General features: G+C 54.0%; 19 protein-coding genes. All 19 read left to right on the forward strand.

Annotated elements, in window-relative coordinates:
• Positions 1–247 precede the first annotated feature (247 nt).
• Entirely contained in the window at positions 248–652 is a 405-nt protein-coding gene (gene sdhC / locus V6944_RS13770) for a succinate dehydrogenase cytochrome b556 subunit (protein WP_185669335.1), read from the forward strand.
• Complete coding sequence (sdhD, locus tag V6944_RS13775) at positions 646–993, forward strand: succinate dehydrogenase membrane anchor subunit (RefSeq protein ID WP_333495012.1); 348 nt, start codon at positions 646–648, stop codon at positions 991–993. Before sdhC ends, sdhD begins: the two co-directional genes overlap by 7 nt.
• Positions 993–2,759: a succinate dehydrogenase flavoprotein subunit gene (gene sdhA, locus V6944_RS13780; protein WP_185669333.1), complete on the forward strand. Its 1,767-nt coding sequence runs from the start codon at positions 993–995 to the stop codon at positions 2,757–2,759. Before sdhD ends, sdhA begins: the two co-directional genes overlap by 1 nt.
• Positions 2,760–2,774: 15 nt before the next feature.
• Positions 2,775–3,491 carry a succinate dehydrogenase iron-sulfur subunit SdhB gene (sdhB, locus tag V6944_RS13785; protein ID WP_035892722.1) on the forward strand — a complete coding sequence of 239 codons (717 nt, stop codon included), beginning with the start codon at positions 2,775–2,777 and terminating at the stop codon, positions 3,489–3,491.
• A gap of 241 nt (positions 3,492–3,732) precedes the next feature.
• A complete protein-coding gene (gene sucA / locus V6944_RS13790) occupies positions 3,733–6,534 on the forward strand; it encodes a 2-oxoglutarate dehydrogenase E1 component (protein WP_333495011.1) in 2,802 nt (933 codons plus the stop codon).
• Between the two features lie 13 nt (positions 6,535–6,547).
• Positions 6,548–7,768 (forward strand): 2-oxoglutarate dehydrogenase complex dihydrolipoyllysine-residue succinyltransferase, encoded by a 1,221-nt coding sequence (odhB, locus tag V6944_RS13795; protein WP_333499362.1) that lies wholly within the window; start codon positions 6,548–6,550, stop codon positions 7,766–7,768.
• 133 nt (positions 7,769–7,901) lie between these two features.
• Complete coding sequence (gene sucC / locus V6944_RS13800) at positions 7,902–9,068, forward strand: ADP-forming succinate--CoA ligase subunit beta (RefSeq protein WP_003022927.1); 1,167 nt, start codon at positions 7,902–7,904, stop codon at positions 9,066–9,068.
• Positions 9,068–9,937, forward strand: a complete 870-nt coding sequence (sucD, locus tag V6944_RS13805; protein WP_166514885.1) for a succinate--CoA ligase subunit alpha — start codon at positions 9,068–9,070, stop codon at positions 9,935–9,937. Before sucC ends, sucD begins: the two co-directional genes overlap by 1 nt.
• Before the next feature lie 862 nt (positions 9,938–10,799).
• A complete protein-coding gene (gene cydA, locus V6944_RS13810; RefSeq protein WP_333499371.1) occupies positions 10,800–12,362 on the forward strand; it encodes a cytochrome ubiquinol oxidase subunit I in 1,563 nt (520 codons plus the stop codon).
• A gap of 15 nt (positions 12,363–12,377) precedes the next feature.
• Positions 12,378–13,517 (forward strand): cytochrome d ubiquinol oxidase subunit II, encoded by a 1,140-nt coding sequence (gene cydB, locus V6944_RS13815; protein ID WP_035892728.1) that lies wholly within the window; start codon positions 12,378–12,380, stop codon positions 13,515–13,517.
• Positions 13,518–13,531: 14 nt separating this feature from the next.
• The gene (gene cydX / locus V6944_RS13820; RefSeq protein ID WP_003858598.1) at positions 13,532–13,645 is read left to right on the forward strand and encodes a cytochrome bd-I oxidase subunit CydX; all 114 of its coding nucleotides are present in this window, start codon (positions 13,532–13,534) and stop codon (positions 13,643–13,645) included.
• Positions 13,645–13,941 (forward strand): cyd operon protein YbgE, encoded by a 297-nt coding sequence (gene ybgE, locus V6944_RS13825; protein WP_333499363.1) that lies wholly within the window; start codon positions 13,645–13,647, stop codon positions 13,939–13,941. Before cydX ends, ybgE begins: the two co-directional genes overlap by 1 nt.
• Before the next feature lie 145 nt (positions 13,942–14,086).
• A complete protein-coding gene (gene ybgC, locus V6944_RS13830; protein ID WP_035892730.1) occupies positions 14,087–14,491 on the forward strand; it encodes a tol-pal system-associated acyl-CoA thioesterase in 405 nt (134 codons plus the stop codon).
• On the forward strand, positions 14,488–15,180 hold the full coding sequence (gene tolQ, locus V6944_RS13835; protein WP_115074598.1) for a Tol-Pal system protein TolQ: 693 nt from the start codon (positions 14,488–14,490) through the stop codon (positions 15,178–15,180). The genes ybgC and tolQ overlap by 4 nt, the downstream gene beginning before the upstream one ends.
• 3 nt (positions 15,181–15,183) lie before the next feature.
• Positions 15,184–15,612: a colicin uptake protein TolR gene (tolR, locus tag V6944_RS13840; protein WP_234503530.1), complete on the forward strand. Its 429-nt coding sequence runs from the start codon at positions 15,184–15,186 to the stop codon at positions 15,610–15,612.
• A gap of 65 nt (positions 15,613–15,677) precedes the next feature.
• Positions 15,678–16,964, forward strand: a complete 1,287-nt coding sequence (gene tolA / locus V6944_RS13845; RefSeq protein ID WP_333499364.1) for a cell envelope integrity protein TolA — start codon at positions 15,678–15,680, stop codon at positions 16,962–16,964.
• 129 nt (positions 16,965–17,093) lie between these two features.
• Positions 17,094–18,386 (forward strand): Tol-Pal system beta propeller repeat protein TolB, encoded by a 1,293-nt coding sequence (gene tolB / locus V6944_RS13850; protein WP_333499365.1) that lies wholly within the window; start codon positions 17,094–17,096, stop codon positions 18,384–18,386.
• Positions 18,387–18,420: 34 nt separating this feature from the next.
• Positions 18,421–18,942 (forward strand): peptidoglycan-associated lipoprotein Pal, encoded by a 522-nt coding sequence (gene pal / locus V6944_RS13855; RefSeq protein WP_185669327.1) that lies wholly within the window; start codon positions 18,421–18,423, stop codon positions 18,940–18,942.
• 9 nt (positions 18,943–18,951) lie between these two features.
• Positions 18,952–19,755 (forward strand): cell division protein CpoB, encoded by an 804-nt coding sequence (gene cpoB, locus V6944_RS13860; RefSeq protein WP_185669326.1) that lies wholly within the window; start codon positions 18,952–18,954, stop codon positions 19,753–19,755.
• Positions 19,756–19,975: the final 220 nt, after the last annotated feature.

A 19,975-nucleotide genomic window follows, 5' to 3' on the forward strand; every position in this document is an offset into this window, starting at 1 on the left:
GTTTTAATCGTGAGCATGATCACTGTTCTGCATAAAACCGGACAAACTATATGTAGGTTAATTGTAATGATTTTGTGAACAGCCTATACTGCCGCCAGGTCTCCGGAATACCCTGCAATCCCGAGCCACCCAGCGTTTTAACGTGTCGATTTAGCATCTGTGAGCAGATTTAACCATGACGCGAAGTTATAGAAAGGACGCTGCTTGACCCGCCTGCGGACCGGAGGAAGGAAATAATAAGAACAGCATGTGGGCGTTATTCATGATAAGAAATGTGAAAAAACAAAGACCTGTCAATCTGGATTTGACAACAATCCGGTTCCCTATAACAGCGATAGCGTCCATTCTCCATCGCGTATCCGGTGTGATTACGTTTGTGGCGGTCGGTATTCTGCTATGGTTGCTGGGCACCAGTCTCTCCTCCCCGGAAGGCTTCCAGACCGCTTCCTCCATCATGAGCAGCTTCTTCGTTAAATTCATTATGTGGGGCATCCTCACTGCGCTGGCGTACCACGCGGTTGTGGGTATTCGTCACGTGTTAATGGATTTCGGTTATATCGAAGAAACCCTCGAAGCCGGTCAGCGCTCTGCGAAAATCTCTTTTGTTATTACTGTCGTGCTTTCAATTCTTGCAGGAGTCCTCGTATGGTAAGCAACGCCTCAGCATTAGGACGCAACGGCGTACATGACTTCATCCTCGTCCGCGCCACCGCTATTGTCCTGACTCTGTACATCATCTACATGGTGGGCTTTTTTGCGACGCACGGTGAAGTCACCTGGGAAATCTGGAGCGGTTTCTTTGCCTCTGCGTTCACCAAAGTGTTCACCCTGCTGGCTCTGTTCTCAATCTTGATTCATGCCTGGATCGGCATGTGGCAGGTGTTGACCGACTACGTTAAACCACTGGCTCTGCGCCTGACGCTGCAACTGGTTATTGTTGTGGCCCTGTTGGTTTACGTTATCTATGGATTTGTTGCGGTGTGGGGTGTGTGATGAAACTGCCAGTCAGAGAATTTGATGCTGTTGTGATTGGTGCCGGCGGCGCAGGTATGCGCGCGGCGCTGCAAATTTCCCAAAGCGGCCAGACTTGTGCGCTGCTGTCTAAAGTGTTCCCGACCCGTTCCCATACCGTATCTGCGCAGGGTGGTATCACCGTTGCGCTCGGTAATACCCATGAAGATAACTGGGAATGGCACATGTACGACACCGTAAAAGGGTCGGACTACATCGGTGACCAGGACGCCATTGAATACATGTGTAAGACCGGCCCGGAAGCGATTCTGGAGCTGGATCATATGGGCCTGCCGTTCTCCCGTCTGGAGAATGGGACCATCTATCAACGTCCGTTTGGCGGCCAGTCGAAAAACTTCGGCGGCGAGCAGGCGGCACGTACCGCAGCGGCAGCTGACCGTACCGGTCACGCCCTGCTGCACACGCTTTATCAACAGAATTTGAAAAACCATACCACTATTTTCTCAGAATGGTATGCGCTGGACCTGGTGAAAAATGCCGATGGCGCCGTGGTGGGTTGTACCGCGCTGTGTATCGAAACCGGTGAAGTGGTGTACTTCAAAGCACGCGCAACCGTGCTGGCAACCGGCGGTGCTGGTCGTATCTATCAGTCCACCACTAACGCCCACATCAATACCGGTGATGGTGTTGGTATGGCTATCCGTGCCGGCGTTCCGGTACAGGATATGGAAATGTGGCAGTTCCACCCAACCGGTATCGCCGGCGCGGGCGTCCTGGTCACAGAAGGCTGCCGTGGTGAAGGTGGTTACCTGCTGAACAAACACGGCGAGCGCTTCATGGAGCGTTATGCGCCGAACGCGAAAGACCTGGCGGGTCGTGACGTGGTGGCGCGTTCCATCATGATCGAAATCCGTGAAGGTCGCGGCTGTGACGGCCCATGGGGTCCACACGCCAAGCTGAAGCTGGATCACCTGGGTAAAGAAGTGCTGGAATCCCGTCTGCCGGGTATCCTGGAACTGTCTCGTACCTTCGCACACGTTGACCCGGTAAAAGAACCCATCCCGGTTATCCCAACCTGCCACTACATGATGGGCGGTATTCCGACCAAAGTGAGCGGCCAGGCGCTGACCGTGAACGAGCAGGGCGAAGACGTGGTGATTCCTGGTCTGTTCGCGGTAGGTGAAATTGCCTGCGTATCCGTTCACGGTGCGAACCGTCTGGGCGGCAACTCGCTGCTTGACCTGGTGGTCTTCGGTCGTGCGGTTGGCCTGCATCTGCAGGAATCCATCGCTGAGCAGGGCGAACTGCGCGACGCTACTGAAGAAGAGATTGACGCTTCTCTGGAACGTCTGAATCGCTGGAACGGTAACCGTGACGGTGAAGACCCGGTCGAAATTCGCAAAGCGCTGCAGGAATGTATGCAGCATAACTTCTCGGTATTCCGTGAAGGCGATGCGATGGCCAAAGGTCTTGAGCAGCTGAAAGCGATTCGCGAGCGTCTGAAAAATGCCCGTCTGGATGACACGTCCAGCGAATTCAACACCCAGCGCGTAGAGTGCCTGGAGTTGGATAACCTGATGGAAACGGCTTACGCCACCGCGGTGTCTGCAAACTTCCGTACCGAAAGCCGTGGCGCACATAGCCGCTTCGACTTCCCGGATCGTGATGATGAAAACTGGCTGTGCCATTCCCTGTATCTGCCAGAGTCGGAATCCATGACGCGTCGTAGCGTCAATATGGAACCGAAACTGCGTCCGGCATTCCCGCCGAAGATTCGTACTTATTAATGCGGAGACAGGATTATGAAACTCGAGTTTTCAGTTTATCGTTATAACCCGGACGTTGACGATGCTCCGCGCATGCAGGATTACACCCTGGAAGCGGAAGAAGGTCGCGACATGATGCTGCTGGATGCATTGATGCAGCTGAAAGAAAAAGATCCAAGCCTGTCGTTCCGCCGCTCCTGCCGTGAAGGGGTGTGTGGTTCAGACGGCCTGAACATGAACGGGAAAAATGGTCTGGCGTGCATCACGCCGATCTCCGCGCTGAATCAGCCGGGCAAGAAAATTGTTATCCGTCCACTGCCTGGTCTGCCGGTTATCCGCGATTTGGTGGTAGACATGGGGCAATTCTACGCACAGTATGAGAAGATTAAGCCTTACTTGTTGAATAATGGGCAAAATCCTCCGGCTCGTGAGCATCTGCAGATGCCAGAGCAGCGTGAGAAACTCGATGGTCTGTACGAGTGCATTCTCTGCGCATGCTGTTCGACCTCTTGCCCGTCGTTCTGGTGGAACCCGGACAAGTTTATCGGCCCGGCAGGCCTGCTGGCTGCGTATCGCTTCTTAATTGATAGCCGCGATACCGAAACCGACAGCCGCCTGGAAGGGTTAAGTGACGCTTTCAGCGTATTCCGCTGCCATAGCATCATGAACTGCGTCAGTGTATGTCCTAAGGGGCTGAACCCGACGCGCGCCATCGGCCATATTAAGTCGATGCTGCTGCAACGTAGTGCGTAATACCCTGTTCCCCTCTCCCATAAGGAGAGGGGATAAAATGCAGGAAACCTTTAAAAACTGCCAAATCTGCTTTCTCTCATGAGAAAGGGTGAGCGCAAAGCGCTTAAGACAGTTTCTAAAGGTTCCTTCGCGGGCCAGTGCAAATACAAGAGCTCGCAAGTGAACCCTGGGACGTGTGCTATATCGGCGTACGTCGTAGTTATCCACGGCGAAATAAGCATAAGATGCTTAAGGGATCACGATGCAGAACGGCGCAATGAAAGCCTGGCTGGACTCTTCTTACCTCTCTGGCGCGAACCAGAGTTGGATAGAACAGCTCTATGAAGACTTCTTAACCGATCCTGACTCTGTCGACGCTCACTGGCGTTCAATGTTCCAGCAGTTACCTGGTACCGGAGTCAAACCGGATCAATTTCATTCCAAAACACGTGATTATTTCCGTCGTCTGGCGAAGGATGCCTCACGTTACTCTTCTTCGATTTCCGACCCTGACACGAATGCGAAGCAGGTTAAAGTCCTGCAGCTTATCAACGCTTATCGCTTCCGTGGTCACCAGAACGCGATCCTCGATCCGCTGGGACTGTGGCAGCAGGATAAAGTGGCTGATTTAGATCCCGCTTTCCACGATCTGACTGAGGCCGACTTCCAGGAGAGCTTTAACGTAGGTTCTTTCGCCATCGGCAAAGACACGATGAAGCTCGGCGATCTGATTGATGCTCTCAAACAGACCTACTGCGGCCACATCGGCGCGGAATACATGCACATCACGAACACCGAAGAGAAGCGTTGGATCCAACAGCGTTTTGAAGCGGGGCATGCCACCTTTACTGCAGAAGAGAAAAAACGCTTCCTGAGCGAACTGACTGCGGCAGAAGGTCTGGAACGCTACCTGGGCGCGAAATTCCCAGGTGCAAAACGCTTCTCGCTGGAAGGCGGTGATGCGTTGGTACCGATGCTCAAAGAGATGATCCGCCATGCGGGCAAGAGCGGTACCCGTGAAGTGGTGCTGGGTATGGCGCACCGCGGTCGTCTGAACGTGCTGATCAACGTACTGGGTAAACAGTCCCAGGAATTGTTCGACGAGTTCTCCGGCAAACATAAAGAACACCTCGGCACCGGTGACGTGAAGTACCACATGGGCTTCTCCTCCGACATCGAAACCGAAGGCGGTCTGGTACACCTGGCGCTGGCGTTTAACCCGTCACACCTCGAAATCGTAAGCCCAGTGGTTATCGGTTCCGTCCGTGCGCGTCTGGACCGTCTGGACGAGCCAAGCAGCAACAAAGTTCTACCGATTACCATCCACGGCGACGCCGCAGTAACCGGTCAGGGTGTGGTTCAGGAAACTCTGAACATGTCCAAAGCGCGTGGTTACGAAGTGGGCGGTACCGTTCGCATCGTGATTAACAACCAGGTGGGCTTCACTACGTCTAACCCGCTGGATGCGCGTTCAACGCCATACTGTACCGATATCGGTAAGATGGTGATGGCGCCAATCTTCCACGTGAATGCGGATGACCCGGAAGCCGTGGCTTTCGTTACCCGTCTGGCGCTGGACTTCCGTAACACCTTTAAACGCGATGTATTCATCGACCTGGTGTGCTACCGCCGTCACGGCCACAACGAAGCCGACGAGCCAAGCGCAACCCAGCCGCTGATGTACCAGAAAATCAAAAAGCATCCGACCCCGCGTAAAATCTATGCTGACAAGCTGGAAGCGGACAACGTCGCGACGCTGGAAGATGCCACCGAGATGGTTAACCTGTATCGCGACGCGCTGGACGCGGGCGAATGCGTGGTGAAAGAGTGGCGTCCAATGAACCTGCACTCCTTTACCTGGTCGCCATACCTCAACCATGAGTGGGACGAAAGCTACCCGAACAAAGTTGAGATGAAGCGCCTGCAGGAGCTGGCTAACCGTATCAGTACCGTACCTGACGCCATCGAAATGCAATCTCGCGTAGCGAAAATCTACGGCGACCGTCAGGCGATGGCGGCGGGCGAGAAGCTGTTCGATTGGGGCGGCGCGGAAAACCTGGCGTACGCTACGCTGGTCGATGAAGGCATTCCCGTCCGTCTGTCTGGTGAAGATGCCGGTCGCGGCACCTTCTTCCACCGTCATGCGGTGATTCATAACCAGTCTAACGGTTCCACCTACACCCCGCTGCAGCACGTGCATAACGGGCAGGGCGTGTTTAAGGTGTGGGACTCCGTACTGTCTGAAGAAGCGGTCCTGGCATTCGAATACGGTTATGCGACGGCTGAGCCGCGCACGCTGACCATCTGGGAAGCGCAGTTCGGCGACTTCGCCAACGGTGCGCAGGTGGTTATCGACCAGTTCATCTCCTCCGGCGAGCAGAAATGGGGCCGTATGTGCGGTCTGGTTATGCTGCTGCCACACGGTTATGAAGGTCAGGGTCCGGAGCACTCCTCTGCGCGTCTGGAACGCTATCTGCAACTTTGCGCACAGCAGAACATGCAGGTTTGCGTACCGTCCACCCCGGCACAGGTTTATCACATGCTGCGTCGTCAGGCGCTGCGCGGGATGCGCCGTCCGCTGGTGGTCATGTCGCCGAAGTCTCTGCTGCGTCACCCGCTGGCGGTCTCTACGCTGGACGAACTGGCCAACGGCACCTTTATGCCGGCCATCGGCGAGATTGACGAGCTGGATCCGCAGGGCGTGAAACGCGTTGTGCTGTGTTCTGGTAAGGTTTACTACGACCTGCTGGAACAGCGTCGCAAGAACGACCAGAAAGATGTCGCTATCGTGCGTATTGAACAGCTGTATCCGTTCCCGCACCAGGCGGTACAAGAAGTGCTGAAAGCTTATGCTCACGTGCATGATTTTGTCTGGTGCCAGGAAGAGCCGCTCAACCAGGGCGCATGGTACTGCAGCCAGCATCATTTCCGTGATGTGATTCCATTTGGGGCCGGCCTGCGTTACGCAGGTCGCCCAGCCTCCGCCTCGCCGGCGGTAGGGTATATGTCCGTTCACCAGAAGCAGCAACAAGATCTGGTCAATGACGCGCTGAACGTCGATTAATTAAGGATACAAAATGAGTAGCGTAGATATTCTGGTCCCTGACCTGCCTGAATCCGTAGCAGATGCGACCGTAGCCACCTGGCATAAAAAACCTGGCGATGCGGTAGTTCGTGATGAAGTGCTGGTAGAAATCGAAACTGACAAAGTGGTACTGGAAGTACCGGCGTCGGCGGATGGCATTCTGGATGCCGTTCTGGAAGATGAAGGTACTACCGTCACCTCCCGTCAAATCCTGGGTCGCCTGCGTGAAGGCAACAGCGGTGGTAAAGAAACCAGCGCGAAATCTGAAAGCAAAGAGTCTACCCCGGCTCAGCGCCAACAGGCTTCACTGGAAGAGCAGAACAACGATGCGCTGAGCCCGGCGATCCGTCGCCTGCTGGCTGAGCACAACCTTGATGCCAACGCGATTAAAGGCACCGGTGTGGGCGGTCGTCTGACCCGTGAAGACGTTGAGAAACATCTGGCAAAAGCACCAGCGAAAGCTGCTGCTGCACCGGCTGCGGCTGCCGCAGCGCCGGTTGCACCGCTGGCGGGTCGCTCCGAGAAACGTGTTCCTATGACCCGTCTGCGTAAGCGCGTAGCCGAGCGTCTGCTGGAAGCGAAAAACTCTACCGCGATGCTGACGACCTTCAACGAAGTCAACATGAAACCAATCATGGACCTGCGTAAGCAGTACGGTGACGCGTTTGAAAAACGTCACGGTATTCGTCTGGGCTTCATGTCCTTCTACGTGAAGGCCGTAGTTGAAGCGCTGAAACGCTACCCAGAAGTGAACGCGTCTATCGATGGCGAAGACGTGGTTTACCACAACTACTTCGATGTGAGCATGGCGGTTTCTACGCCGCGTGGCCTGGTGACCCCAGTACTGCGTGACGTTGATGCACTCGGCATGGCTGACATTGAGAAGAACATTAAAGAGCTGGCGCTGAAAGGCCGCGACGGCAAACTGACTGTCGAAGATCTGACCGGCGGTAACTTCACTATTACCAACGGCGGCGTCTTCGGTTCCCTGATGTCTACCCCGATTATCAACCCGCCTCAGAGCGCGATTCTGGGTATGCACGCCATTAAAGACCGTCCTATGGCGGTTGATGGCAAAGTGGAAATTCTGCCGATGATGTACCTGGCACTGTCCTATGACCACCGTCTGATCGATGGGCGCGAGTCTGTAGGCTTCCTGGTGGCAATTAAAGAGCTGTTAGAAGATCCAACCCGTCTTCTGCTGGACGTGTAGTTTTGAGTTAACCCCGGCATCGCTTTCGCTCGGCCGGGCTACGAGATTGTAGCCCGGCCGAACGGAGTGACGCCGGGAGACCCCAGAGTTCCAGACAACAACTCAACAACATTTTATAGGATGGATAGAACACATGAACTTACATGAATATCAGGCAAAACAACTCTTTGCCCGCTATGGCTTACCGGCTCCGGTGGGTTATGCCTGTACTACTCCGCGTGAAGCAGAAGAAGCCGCTTCAAAAATCGGCGCTGGCCCGTGGGTAGTGAAATGTCAGGTTCACGCTGGTGGCCGCGGTAAAGCGGGCGGTGTGAAGGTCGTAAACTCTAAAGAAGACATTCGCGCTTTTGCAGAGCATTGGCTGGGCAAACGCCTGGTAACCTACCAGACGGATGCACACGGCCAGCCGGTTAACCAGATTCTGGTTGAAGCCGCGACCGACATCGGTAAAGAACTGTACCTGGGCGCGGTTGTTGACCGTAGCTCCCGTCGCGTGGTCTTCATGGCCTCTACCGAAGGCGGCGTAGAAATTGAAAAAGTGGCGGAAGAAACCCCGCACCTGATCCACAAAGTTGCGCTGGATCCGCTGGCAGGCCCAATGCCTTACCAGGGTCGTGAACTGGCGTTCAAACTGGGTCTGGAAGGTAAACAGGTTCAGCAGTTCACCAAGATCTTCATGGGTCTGGCAACCATTTTCCTGGAGCGCGACCTGGCGCTTATCGAAATCAACCCGCTGGTTGTGACCAAGCAGGGTGACCTGATCTGCCTCGACGGCAAACTGGGCGCTGACGGCAACGCACTGTTCCGTCAGGCTGACCTGCGCGAAATGCGCGACCAGTCTCAGGAAGACCCGCGTGAAGCGCAGGCGGCACAGTGGGAACTGAACTACGTTGCCCTTGATGGCAACATCGGTTGTATGGTTAACGGTGCGGGCCTGGCAATGGGCACCATGGACATCGTTAAACTGCACGGCGGCGAACCGGCGAACTTCCTGGACGTTGGCGGCGGCGCAACCAAAGAGCGCGTGACCGAAGCGTTCAAAATCATCCTCTCTGATGACAATGTTAAAGCCGTTCTGGTTAACATCTTCGGCGGTATCGTACGTTGTGACCTGATTGCTGACGGTATCATCGGCGCGGTAGCTGAAGTGGGCGTTAACGTCCCGGTTGTTGTTCGTCTGGAAGGCAACAACGCCGAACTCGGCGCGAAGAAACTGGCTGACAGCGGCCTGAATATTATTGCAGCGAAAAGTCTGACGGACGCAGCACAGCAGGTTGTTGCCGCAGTGGAGGGGAAATAATGTCCATTTTAATCGATAAAAACACCAAGGTTATCTGCCAGGGCTTCACCGGTAGCCAAGGTTCTTTCCACTCCGAACAAGCGATTGCTTACGGTACGCAGATGGTTGGCGGCGTAACCCCAGGCAAAGGCGGCACCACTCACCTGGGCCTGCCAGTGTTCAACACCGTGCGTGAAGCGGTAGAAGCGACGGGCGCAACCGCGACCGTTATCTACGTTCCAGCACCGTTCTGCAAAGACTCCATCCTGGAAGCTATCGATGCAGGCATCAAACTGATCATCACCATCACCGAAGGTATCCCTACGCTGGATATGCTGACCGTGAAGGTGAAACTGGATGAAGCCGGCGTGCGCATGATTGGCCCGAACTGCCCAGGCGTTATCACCCCGGGCGAATGCAAAATCGGCATCATGCCGGGTCACATTCATAAGCCAGGTAAAGTGGGTATCGTCTCCCGTTCCGGCACCCTGACTTACGAAGCGGTTAAGCAGACCACTGACTACGGTTTCGGCCAGTCTACCTGTGTGGGCATCGGCGGCGACCCGATCCCAGGCTCTAACTTCATCGACATCCTGAAGCTGTTCCAGGAAGACCCGCAGACCGAAGCGATCGTCATGATTGGTGAAATCGGCGGTAGCGCGGAAGAAGAAGCGGCGGCCTACATCAAAGAACACGTCACCAAACCGGTTGTTGGCTACATCGCCGGCGTTACCGCGCCTAAAGGCAAGCGTATGGGCCACGCAGGCGCCATCATTGCCGGTGGTAAAGGTACTGCTGATGAGAAATTTGCTGCCCTGGAAGCCGCTGGCGTGAAGACCGTTCGCAGCCTGGCTGACATCGGTGAAGCGCTGAAGTCCGTCATTAAGTAATCCTCTCTGCTCCCTCACTGAATTCCCGCTGCATACAGGGAAAGAGGGAGCCTTATATGTCTTGTTTCGACATGGTTGGCCGCCCCTGGGTGGCCTTTTTTTTGCTGTTTCCCCTCCCAGATTGTTGCACTGTTGTACACGTGGGTTACTTTTACCTTCGTCAGTTACTGCCGCCTGTTTTTTGCGCAAACAATAGCCTAACAAAATCATTTGTCAGCAGGGTGAAAACGGCGCTGATACCTGTAAATGTTAATTTATTAATATTTAAAGTAAATAAAATGTTATTTGCAGCATAATGCAATGTGCGATGTGGAAAAAAATGAGGGACGGTCTACTTTAAACTATACGGGGGAATTGTGCTTATTCGCACTTGGCAAGGTTAAATCTAATTACCTCTTAGTCCAATTTCACTTCACTTGATAACCATCAAAGTCAAATTAAAAACACACCGTTAACATTTTGTTCATCATAATATTCAATTAAAAACATAATTAACAATCTCACGTTAAGTTGATTTAAATCAATATGTAATCACTGGCTATCAGTGGCTAAAACGGCTAAATTGTCGTGGATCAAACTGGCTGGATAATGCTTGATTCGCTATAAATTGATCACCGTCGAAAAACGTAAAACTTCTCCAATAAAAACCTGTTTATTGTAAGGGTTTTACAGCGTAATATATTTTAGGGATCAATTGAGTTTTTTATTAACACGTTTGTAACTTTCGCTTATGGCTGTTTCCGGTGCTCACCAAGGGGCGGCTGTAGGGAAGGGGACAAATCAATTTGTATTGGGGCATGTGTTTGAATCCCGGTCTACGGGTTCATTCTCGGAGTCTTCATGCGATGAGCAAGGAGTCATGATGTTAGATATAGTCGAACTGTCGCGCTTACAGTTTGCCTTGACCGCGATGTACCACTTCCTGTTTGTTCCGCTAACGCTCGGTATGGCGTTCCTGCTGGCAATCATGGAGACGGTCTACGTCCTTTCCGGCAAACAGATTTATAAAGATATGACCAAGTTCTGGGGCAAGTTGTTTGGTATCAACTTTGCGCTGGGTGTGGCTACCGGTCTGACCATGGAGTTCCAGTTCGGGACTAACTGGTCGTACTATTCCCACTACGTGGGCGATATCTTCGGTGCGCCGCTGGCCATCGAAGGTCTGATGGCCTTCTTCCTCGAATCTACCTTTGTAGGTCTGTTCTTCTTCGGTTGGGATCGTCTGGGTAAAGTCCAGCACATGGCGGTGACCTGGCTGGTAGCCCTGGGCTCCAACCTGTCTGCACTGTGGATCCTCGTGGCGAACGGCTGGATGCAGAACCCGATTGCATCTGATTTCAACTTCGAAACCATGCGTATGGAAATGGTCAGCTTCTCCGAGCTGGTCCTGAACCCTGTCGCTCAGGTGAAATTCGTCCATACCGTGGCGTCTGGTTATGTCTGTGGCGCGATGTTCGTTCTCGGCATCAGCTCCTACTACATGCTGCGCGGCCGTGACTTCGCCTTCGCTAAGCGTTCTTTCGCGATTGCAGCCAGCTTCGGCATGGCGGCTATCCTCTCCGTTATCGTTCTGGGTGATGAATCTGGTTACGAAATGGGTGACGTTCAGAAAACCAAACTGGCTGCGATTGAAGCCGAGTGGGAAACGCAGCCAGCACCGGCCGCCTTTACCCTGTTTGGTATTCCTGACCAGGATGCGCAGGAAAACCACTTCGCCATTCAAATTCCTTACGCGCTGGGCATCATCGCGACCCGTTCTGTTGATAAGCAGGTTACCGGTCTGAAAGATCTGCTGGTGCAGCACGAAGAGCGTATCCGTAACGGTATGAAGGCGTATGCACTGCTTGAGCAGCTGCGTAGCGGTTCTACCGACCAGGCCATTCGCGATGAGTTTAACCACGTGAAGAAAGACCTGGGCTACGGCCTGCTGCTGAAGCGCTATACGCCGAACGTGTCTGATGCGACTGAAGCACAGATCCAAATGGCAACCAAAGATTCTATCCCACGCGTTGCGCCGCTGTACTTTGCGTTCCGAATCATGGTGGGCTGCGGCATCCTGATGCTGCTGATTATTGCGACCTCCTTCTGGACGGTCATTCGTAACAAGATTGGCGAGAAAAAATGGCTGCTGCGCACCGCGCTGTACGCGATTCCGCTGCCATGGATTGCTATCGAATCCGGCTGGTTTGTGGCGGAATATGGCCGTCAACCGTGGGCGATTGGTGAAGTGCTGCCGACGGCAGTGGCGAACTCCAGCCTGACCGCGGGCGACCTGATCTTCTCGATGCTGCTGATTTGTGGTCTGTACACTCTGTTCCTCGTGGCGGAACTGTACCTGATGTTCAAATTCGCCCGTAAGGGACCAAGCAGCTTGAAAACCGGTCGTTACCACTATGAGCAGCCTACCGCTCAGCCGGCACGCTAAGACAGGAGTCGTCAAATGATCGATTATGAAGTATTGCGTTTTATCTGGTGGCTACTGATTGGCATTCTGCTGATTGGCTTTGCCGTCGCCGATGGCTTCGACATGGGGGTGGGCATGCTCACCCGCTTCCTCGGTCGTAACGACACCGAGCGTCGAATCATGATTAACTCCATCGCTCCGCACTGGGACGGTAACCAGGTGTGGCTCATCACCGCCGGTGGCGCGCTGTTCGCCGCGTGGCCGATGGTGTATGCCGCTGCCTTCTCCGGCTTCTACGTGGCGATGATTCTGGTGCTGGCGTCCTTGTTCTTCCGTCCGGTCGGTTTTGACTACCGCTCTAAGATTGAAGATACCCGCTGGCGCAACATGTGGGACTGGGGCATTTTCATCGGTAGCTTCGTGCCGCCGCTGGTGATTGGCGTCGCGTTCGGTAACCTGCTGCAGGGCGTACCGTTCCACGTCGATGAATACATGCGTCTGTACTACACCGGTAACTTCTTCCAACTGCTGAACCCGTTTGGTCTGCTGGCGGGTATTGTTAGCGTCGCGATGATCCTGACGCAGGGCGCAACCTACCTGCAGATGCGCACCGTGGGCGAACTGCACCTGCGCACCCGCAACGTCTCTATGGTGACGGCGCTGGTAACCCTGGTGTGCTTCGCACTGGCGGGCGTCTGGGTTTACTACGGCATTGATGGCTATGTGGTGAAATCGGTTCTGGATCACTCCGGCCCGTCTAACCCGCTGACCAAGGAAGTGGCACGTGAAGCCGGTGCGTGGATGGTGAACTTCAACAACATGCCAGCGCTGTGGGCGATTCCTGCTCTGGGCGTGGTGCTGCCGCTGCTGACTATCCTGACCACCAAGGCGGATAAAGGCGCGTGGGCGTTCCTGTTCTCTTCACTGACGCTGGCGTGCATCATCCTGACCGCTGGTATTGCCATGTTCCCGTTCATTATGCCTTCCAGCACAATGATGAGCGCGAGCCTGACCATGTGGGATGCGACGTCTAGCCAGATGACGCTGAACCTGATGACCTATGTCGCCGCTGTCTTCGTACCGATTATTCTGGCCTACACCACTTGGTGTTACTGGAAAATGTTCGGTCGCATCACCAAAGAAGACATCGAACGCAACACCCACTCTCTGTACTAAGTAAGGAGCTGAATATGTGGTATTTCGCATGGATTTTGGGAACGCTTCTTGCCTGTGCATTCGGCGTGATCACCGCGCTGGCGTTAGAGCACGTCGAAGCAACCAAAGCGGGTGAAGAAAAGCACTGATGAAAAATGTTATCGCAATGTTATACGCGATAATGGATAAGCGCCCCTTGCGGGCGCTTTCCCTTGTTATGGCCCTGCTGCTGGCAGGCTGCATCTTCTGGGATCCGACGCGTTTTGCGGCGAAGACCAGTGAACTGGAAATCTGGCACGGTTTCCTGTTGATGTGGTCAGTGTGTGCGGGGGTGATCCACGGCGTAGGCTTCCGTCTGCGTACGGTTCACTGGCAGGGGATTTTTTGTCCGCTTATCGCCGTTCTGGTATTGCTGGCTGGTTTGATTTTCTTCTTCTATCGTTGAAAATTATCGCCTGATGATAATGGGCTTGCACAAGCCCATAAAAATTTACTCTCCGTTTACTTCCCCCCATTCCAAACCATCTTTCCCGCGCGTATAGTAGCGAAGTTCAAAAACCCAAAAATTTTTTGCATTACTGGGATGTAAAGTGAATACAACGCTGTTTCGATGGCCGGTTCGGGTCTATTACGAAGATACCGACGCCGGTGGTGTGGTTTACCACGCCAGCTATGTCGCTTTCTATGAAAGAGCACGCACAGAGATGCTGCGGCACCACCACTTCAGTCAGCAGGTTCTGCTGGCGGAGAGGGTGGCCTTTGTTGTGCGTAAAATGACGTTGGAGTATTTTGCGGCTGCCCGACTCGACGATATGCTCGAAGTCCAGACAGAAATTACATCAATGCGTGGTACCTCCATGGTGTTCACGCAGCGAATTGTCAACGCTGAGAATAAGGTACTGAACGAAGCAGAAGTCCTGATTGTCTGTGTTGATCCACTCATCATGAAGCCTCGTGCGCTTCCCAAGTCTATTGTCGCGGAGTTTAAGCAGTGACTGACATGAACATCCTTGATTTGTTCCTGAAGGCTAGCCTTCTGGTTAAACTTATCATGTTGATTTTGATTGGTTTTTCAATCGCCTCCTGGGCCATCATCATCCAGAGAACGCGCATTCTCAACGCGGCAACCCGCGAAGCTGAAGCGTTTGAAGATAAGTTCTGGTCCGGCATCGAGCTGTCTCGCCTGTATCAGGAGAGCCAGGGGCGTCGTGAAAACCTCGCGGGATCGGAGCAGATCTTCTACAGCGGCTTTAAAGAGTTTGCGCGCTTACACCGTGCGAACAGCCATGCGCCGGAAGCGATTGTGGAAGGAGCCTCGCGTGCGATGCGTATCTCCATGAACCGCGAGCTGGAAACGCTGGAAACGCATATTCCGTTCCTCGGTACCGTGGGTTCCATCAGTCCATATATCGGCCTGTTTGGTACCGTATGGGGGATCATGCACGCCTTTATCGCGCTGGGCGCGGTGAAACAGGCTACGCTGCAGATGGTTGCGCCAGGGATAGCGGAAGCGCTGATCGCTACCGCTATCGGTCTGTTTGCGGCGATTCCAGCGGTTATGGCGTACAACCGTCTGAACCAACGCGTGAACAAACTGGAACTGAACTACGACAACTTTATGGAAGAGTTCACCGCCATTCTGCACCGTCAGGCCTTTACCGTCAGCGAGAGCAACAAGGGGTAAGCCATGGCCAGAGCACGTGGGCGCGGGCGTCGCGAACTGAAGTCCGAAATTAACATCGTTCCGCTGCTGGATGTGTTGTTGGTGCTGCTGCTGATCTTTATGGCGACAGCGCCGATCATTACGCAGAGCGTGGAAGTGGATCTTCCTGATGCAACCGAATCGCAGGCGGTGAGCAGTAATGATGAGCCGCCGGTTATCGTTGAAGTGTCCGGTGTCGGACAGTACAGCGTGAACGTGGGTCAGGAGAAGATGCCGCAGCTGCCGCCTGAACAGGTTGTCGCAGAAGCGCAGCGCCGCTTAGAGGCGAATCCGAAAACGGTCTTCTTAATTGGGGGCGCGAAAGACGTGCCTTACGATGAAATAATTAAAGCGCTTAACCTGTTACACAGCGCCGGGGTGAAATCGGTCGGGTTGATGACTCAGCCAATTTAACCGCCGCCGTGCCGCACATGCGTCGTGCGGCAGGGTAACGGGGGAACAGTTTTTGGGAACCGAGAGTGTCAAAGGCAACCGAACAAAACGACAAGCTTAAACGAGCGATAATTATTTCAGCAGTGCTGCACGTGATTCTATTTGCCGCGCTGATCTGGAGTTCGTTCGACGAGCACATAGACGCTGCAGCTGGCGGTGGCGGCGGTTCGTCCATCGACGCCGTCATGGTCGATCCCGGCGCGGTCGTTGAGAACTATAATCGTCAACAGCAGCAGCAATCCAGCTCGAAGCGTGCGCAAGAGCAACGTGAAAAACAGGCTCAGCAGCAGGCTGAAGAGTTACGTGAGAAACAGGCTGCCGAACAGGAACGTTTAAAAGCGCTGGAAAAAGAGCGTTTGCAGGCTCAGGAAGCGGCTAAAGAAGCGCAGGAACAGCAGAAGCAGGCTGAAGAGGCTGCAGCGAAAGCCGCGGCCGATGCAAAAGCGAAGGCAGATGCCCAGGCGAAAGCTGCAGCTGATGCGGCGGTGAAAGCGGCCGCTGATGCCAAAGCAAAAGCGGATGCTCAGGCTAAAGTCGCGGCAGAAGCTGCGAAAAAAGCCGCTGCCGATGCACAGAAAAAAGCAGAAGCGGAAGCAGCGAAAGCGGCTGCCGATGCTAAAAAGGTAGCCGAAGCTGCCGCCGCGAAAGCGGCTGCGGATGCCGAGAAGAAAGCGGCAGCCGAAGCAGCGAAGAAAGCGGCCGCTGAAAAAGCCGCGGAAGAGAAAGCCGCCGCAGCCGCCGAGAAGGCTGCTGCTGCCGCTGAAAAAGCCGCTGCCGATAAGGCCGCCGCCGCCGCGAAAGCGGCTGCAGATAAGAAAGCTGCCGCTGCTGAAAAAGCCGCGGCGGACAAAAAAGCTGCAGCTGATAAAGCGGCAGCCGCGAAGAAAGCCGCCGCTGAGAAAGCGGCTGCTTCTTCCGGCGTAGACGACCTGCTGGGTGACCTCAGCTCTGGTAAGAATGCGCCGAAAGGCAATACTAGCGGTAGCACAGGTGGTAACTCTCCTGCTAAAGGTAGTAAGCCAGGGCAGGGCGGTGCGTCGCAGGCTGAAATTGCGTCCTATATTGCGCAGGTTCAGGCGGCAATCAAAGGTCATCTGTATGACTGGGATACCTATAAAGGGAAGACCTGTACGTTACGTGTGAACCTGGCTGAAGATGGCACCGTGCTCAGCGTGAAGACGGAAGGCGGCGATCCGGCGTTCTGCCAGCAGATGCTGGCAGCGACAAACCGGATGACCAAGTTCCCGAAACCGCCGTCACAAGCGGTCTGGCAGACCTTTAAAAATGCGCCGCTGGACTTCAAGCCACAATGATTATTTTTCGCGGAAGTACGCGAAAAATAATGGCGAGATCGTCGCAGGGTTTTGGTAGTTTTGTGTATTTTAGTTTGTTAACATTCTGCTAAATTATCGTGGGCTTTCCGCCTGGATAAGGGAGAAATGATGAAGCAGGCATTACGAGTAGCGTTTGGTTTTCTGATGCTGTGGGCAGCTGTGCTGCACGCAGAAGTACGTATCGAGATCACCCAAGGGGTGGACTCGGCACGCCCGATTGGCGTTGTTCCTTTCCAGTGGGCGGGGCCAGGTGCCGCGCCTGAAGATATCGGCGGCATCGTGGGCGCCGACCTGCGTAACAGCGGGAAATTTAACCCATTAGATCGTTCTCGTCTGCCTCAGCAGCCGGGCAGCGCTCAGGACGTTCAGCCAGCCGCATGGTCTGCGCTGGGCATTGATGCCGTTGTTGTGGGCCAGGTAAGTCCTAACGCTGACGGCAGCTATAATGTCTCTTATCAGTTGGTAGATACCGGCGGTGCCCCTGGTACCGTGCTGGCACAGAACACCTACAAAGTTAACAAGCAGTGGCTGCGCTATGCCGGTCACACTGCCAGTGACGAAGTGTTCGAGAAGCTGACGGGCATCAAGGGTGCGTTCCGTACTCGTATTGCTTACGTTGTTCAGACCAACGGCGGTCAGTTCCCATACGAACTGCGCGTTTCTGACTACGACGGCTATAACCAATTTGTGGTTCACCGTTCTCCGCAGCCGCTGATGTCTCCAGCATGGTCTCCGGACGGCTCTAAAGTGGCTTACGTGACCTTCGAAAGCGGTCGGTCAGCGTTGGTGGTGCAGACCCTGGCTAACGGCGCAGTGCGTCAGATTGCCTCGTTCCCGCAGCACAACGGTGCGCCAGCGTTCTCACCTGATGGTTCTAAACTGGCATTCGCGCTGTCGAAAACCGGTAGTCTGAACCTGTACGTGATGGACCTGGGCTCTGGCCAGATTCGTCAGGTGACCAACGGTCGCAGCAACAACACTGAGCCAACCTGGTTCCCGGACAGCCAGAACCTGGCATTTACGTCTGACCAGGCCGGTCGTCCGCAGGTGTATAAAGTTAACGTCAACGGCGGTGCTCCGCAGCGTATTACCTGGGAAGGTTCTCAGAACCAGGATGCTGACGTCAGCAGCGACGGCAAGTTTATGGTAATGGTCAGCTCGGCTAACGGCCAGCAGCACATTGCTAAGCAGGATCTGGTAGCGGGTGGCGTACAAGTACTGTCGTCAACGTTCCTGGACGAAACGCCAAGTCTGGCACCTAACGGCACTATGGTTATCTACAGCTCTTCTCAGGGGATGGGATCCGTGCTGAATCTGGTTTCTACAGATGGGCGTTTCAAAGCGCGTCTTCCGGCAACTGATGGACAGGTTAAATTCCCTGCCTGGTCGCCGTATCTGTAATAATAATTAATTGATTACTAAAGGAATCATAGAAATGCAACTGAACAAAGTGCTGAAAGGGCTGATGATCGCTCTGCCTGTTATGGCAATCGCGGCATGTTCTTCTAACAAGAACGCTAGCAATGACCAGAGCGGCGAAGGCATGCTGGGTGCCGGCACTGGTATGGATGCGAACGGTAGCGGCAACATGTCTTCTGAAGAGCAAGCTCGCCTTCAGATGCAGCAGCTGCAGCAGAACAACATCGTTTACTTCGATCTGGACAAGTACGATATCCGTTCTGACTTCGCTGCGATGCTGGATGCTCACGCTAACTTCCTGCGTAGCAACCCATCTTACAAAGTCACCGTAGAAGGTCACGCGGACGAACGTGGTACTCCTGAGTACAACATCTCCCTGGGTGAACGTCGTGCAAACGCTGTTAAAATGTACCTGCAAGGTAAAGGCGTTTCTGCTGACCAGATCTCAATCGTTTCTTACGGTAAAGAAAAACCTGCAGTACTGGGTCACGACGAAGCGGCTTACTCCAAAAACCGTCGTGCCGTACTGGTTTACTAAGAGAATTGCATGAGCAGTAACTTCAGACATCACATGTTGAGTCTGTCGTTACTGGTTGGCATAGCGGCCCCTTGGGCCGCTTTTGCTCAGGCGCCAATCAGTAGTGTCGGCTCAGGCTCGGTCGAAGACCGTGTCACCCAACTCGAGCGTATTTCTAACGCTCACAGTCAGCTTTTAACCCAACTCCAGCAGCAACTCTCCGATAATCAGACCGATATTGACGCTCTCCGCGGACAGATCCAGGAAAGTCAATACCAGTTGAATCAGGTCGTCGATCGTCAAAAGCAGATTATGCTGCAGATTGACAGCCTGAACGGCGGTGGTGGTGCAGCTCCAGCGACGGGCGACCAGAGCGGTGCAGCGCCTGCAGCGGCGGCTCCAGCAGCATCTGCGGGCGGTAATGCCCCTGCAGCGGCTTCCGGTGTGCCGGTACAGACGGGTGATGCCAATACCGATTACAACGCGGCTATCGCGCTGGTGAAGGATAACGCTCGCCAGGATGATGCGATTGCTGCGTTTCAGAACTTCGTCAAAAAATACCCTGATTCAACCTACCAGCCGAATGCAAATTATTGGCTGGGGCAGCTGAATTACAACAAGGGTAAAAAAGATGATGCAGCGTACTATTTTGCGTCGGTGGTGAAAAACTATCCGAAGTCGCCAAAGGCGGCAGACGCGATGTTTAAAGTCGGGGTCATCATGCAAGACAAGGGCGATACCGCTAAAGCGAAAGCGGTATACCAGCAGGTTGTCAGCAAATACCCAGGCACCGACGGTGCAAAACAGGCGCAAAAACGTCTTAGTGGGCTGTAATGCGCGAAGTAAGACCAGAAATTGTTTTATTTCTGGTCTTGCCGCATGAAACATAAGCAGTTAAGTGATCTTTGTCGAAATATTTGTTGCGCTGAATTCTGAATTCAGTAATATATGCCGCCGTTGCCAAGGGATATCAAACATCCTGAAAGTGGCGAAAAAAGTGGGTCGTTAGCTCAGTTGGTAGAGCAGTTGACTTTTAATCAATTGGTCGCAGGTT

Origin of the sequence: Kluyvera sp. CHPC 1.2972 (genome assembly GCF_036759925.1) — a bacterium.
Lineage (GTDB): Bacteria > Pseudomonadota > Gammaproteobacteria > Enterobacterales > Enterobacteriaceae > Kluyvera.

Coding starts and splice junctions, on each gene's coding strand:
- sdhC (WP_185669335.1), top strand. CDS start 248: ATGTGGGCGTTATTCATGATAAGAAATGTGAAAAAACAAAGACCTGTC.
- sdhD (WP_333495012.1), top strand. CDS start 646: ATGGTAAGCAACGCCTCAGCATTAGGACGCAACGGCGTACATGACTTC.
- sdhA (WP_185669333.1), top strand. CDS start 993: ATGAAACTGCCAGTCAGAGAATTTGATGCTGTTGTGATTGGTGCCGGC.
- sdhB (WP_035892722.1), top strand. CDS start 2,775: ATGAAACTCGAGTTTTCAGTTTATCGTTATAACCCGGACGTTGACGAT.
- sucA (WP_333495011.1), top strand. CDS start 3,733: ATGCAGAACGGCGCAATGAAAGCCTGGCTGGACTCTTCTTACCTCTCT.
- odhB (WP_333499362.1), top strand. CDS start 6,548: ATGAGTAGCGTAGATATTCTGGTCCCTGACCTGCCTGAATCCGTAGCA.
- sucC (WP_003022927.1), top strand. CDS start 7,902: ATGAACTTACATGAATATCAGGCAAAACAACTCTTTGCCCGCTATGGC.
- sucD (WP_166514885.1), top strand. CDS start 9,068: ATGTCCATTTTAATCGATAAAAACACCAAGGTTATCTGCCAGGGCTTC.
- cydA (WP_333499371.1), top strand. CDS start 10,800: ATGTTAGATATAGTCGAACTGTCGCGCTTACAGTTTGCCTTGACCGCG.
- cydB (WP_035892728.1), top strand. CDS start 12,378: ATGATCGATTATGAAGTATTGCGTTTTATCTGGTGGCTACTGATTGGC.
- cydX (WP_003858598.1), top strand. CDS start 13,532: ATGTGGTATTTCGCATGGATTTTGGGAACGCTTCTTGCCTGTGCATTC.
- ybgE (WP_333499363.1), top strand. CDS start 13,645: ATGAAAAATGTTATCGCAATGTTATACGCGATAATGGATAAGCGCCCC.
- tolR (WP_234503530.1), top strand. CDS start 15,184: ATGGCCAGAGCACGTGGGCGCGGGCGTCGCGAACTGAAGTCCGAAATT.
- tolB (WP_333499365.1), top strand. CDS start 17,094: ATGAAGCAGGCATTACGAGTAGCGTTTGGTTTTCTGATGCTGTGGGCA.
- pal (WP_185669327.1), top strand. CDS start 18,421: ATGCAACTGAACAAAGTGCTGAAAGGGCTGATGATCGCTCTGCCTGTT.
- cpoB (WP_185669326.1), top strand. CDS start 18,952: ATGAGCAGTAACTTCAGACATCACATGTTGAGTCTGTCGTTACTGGTT.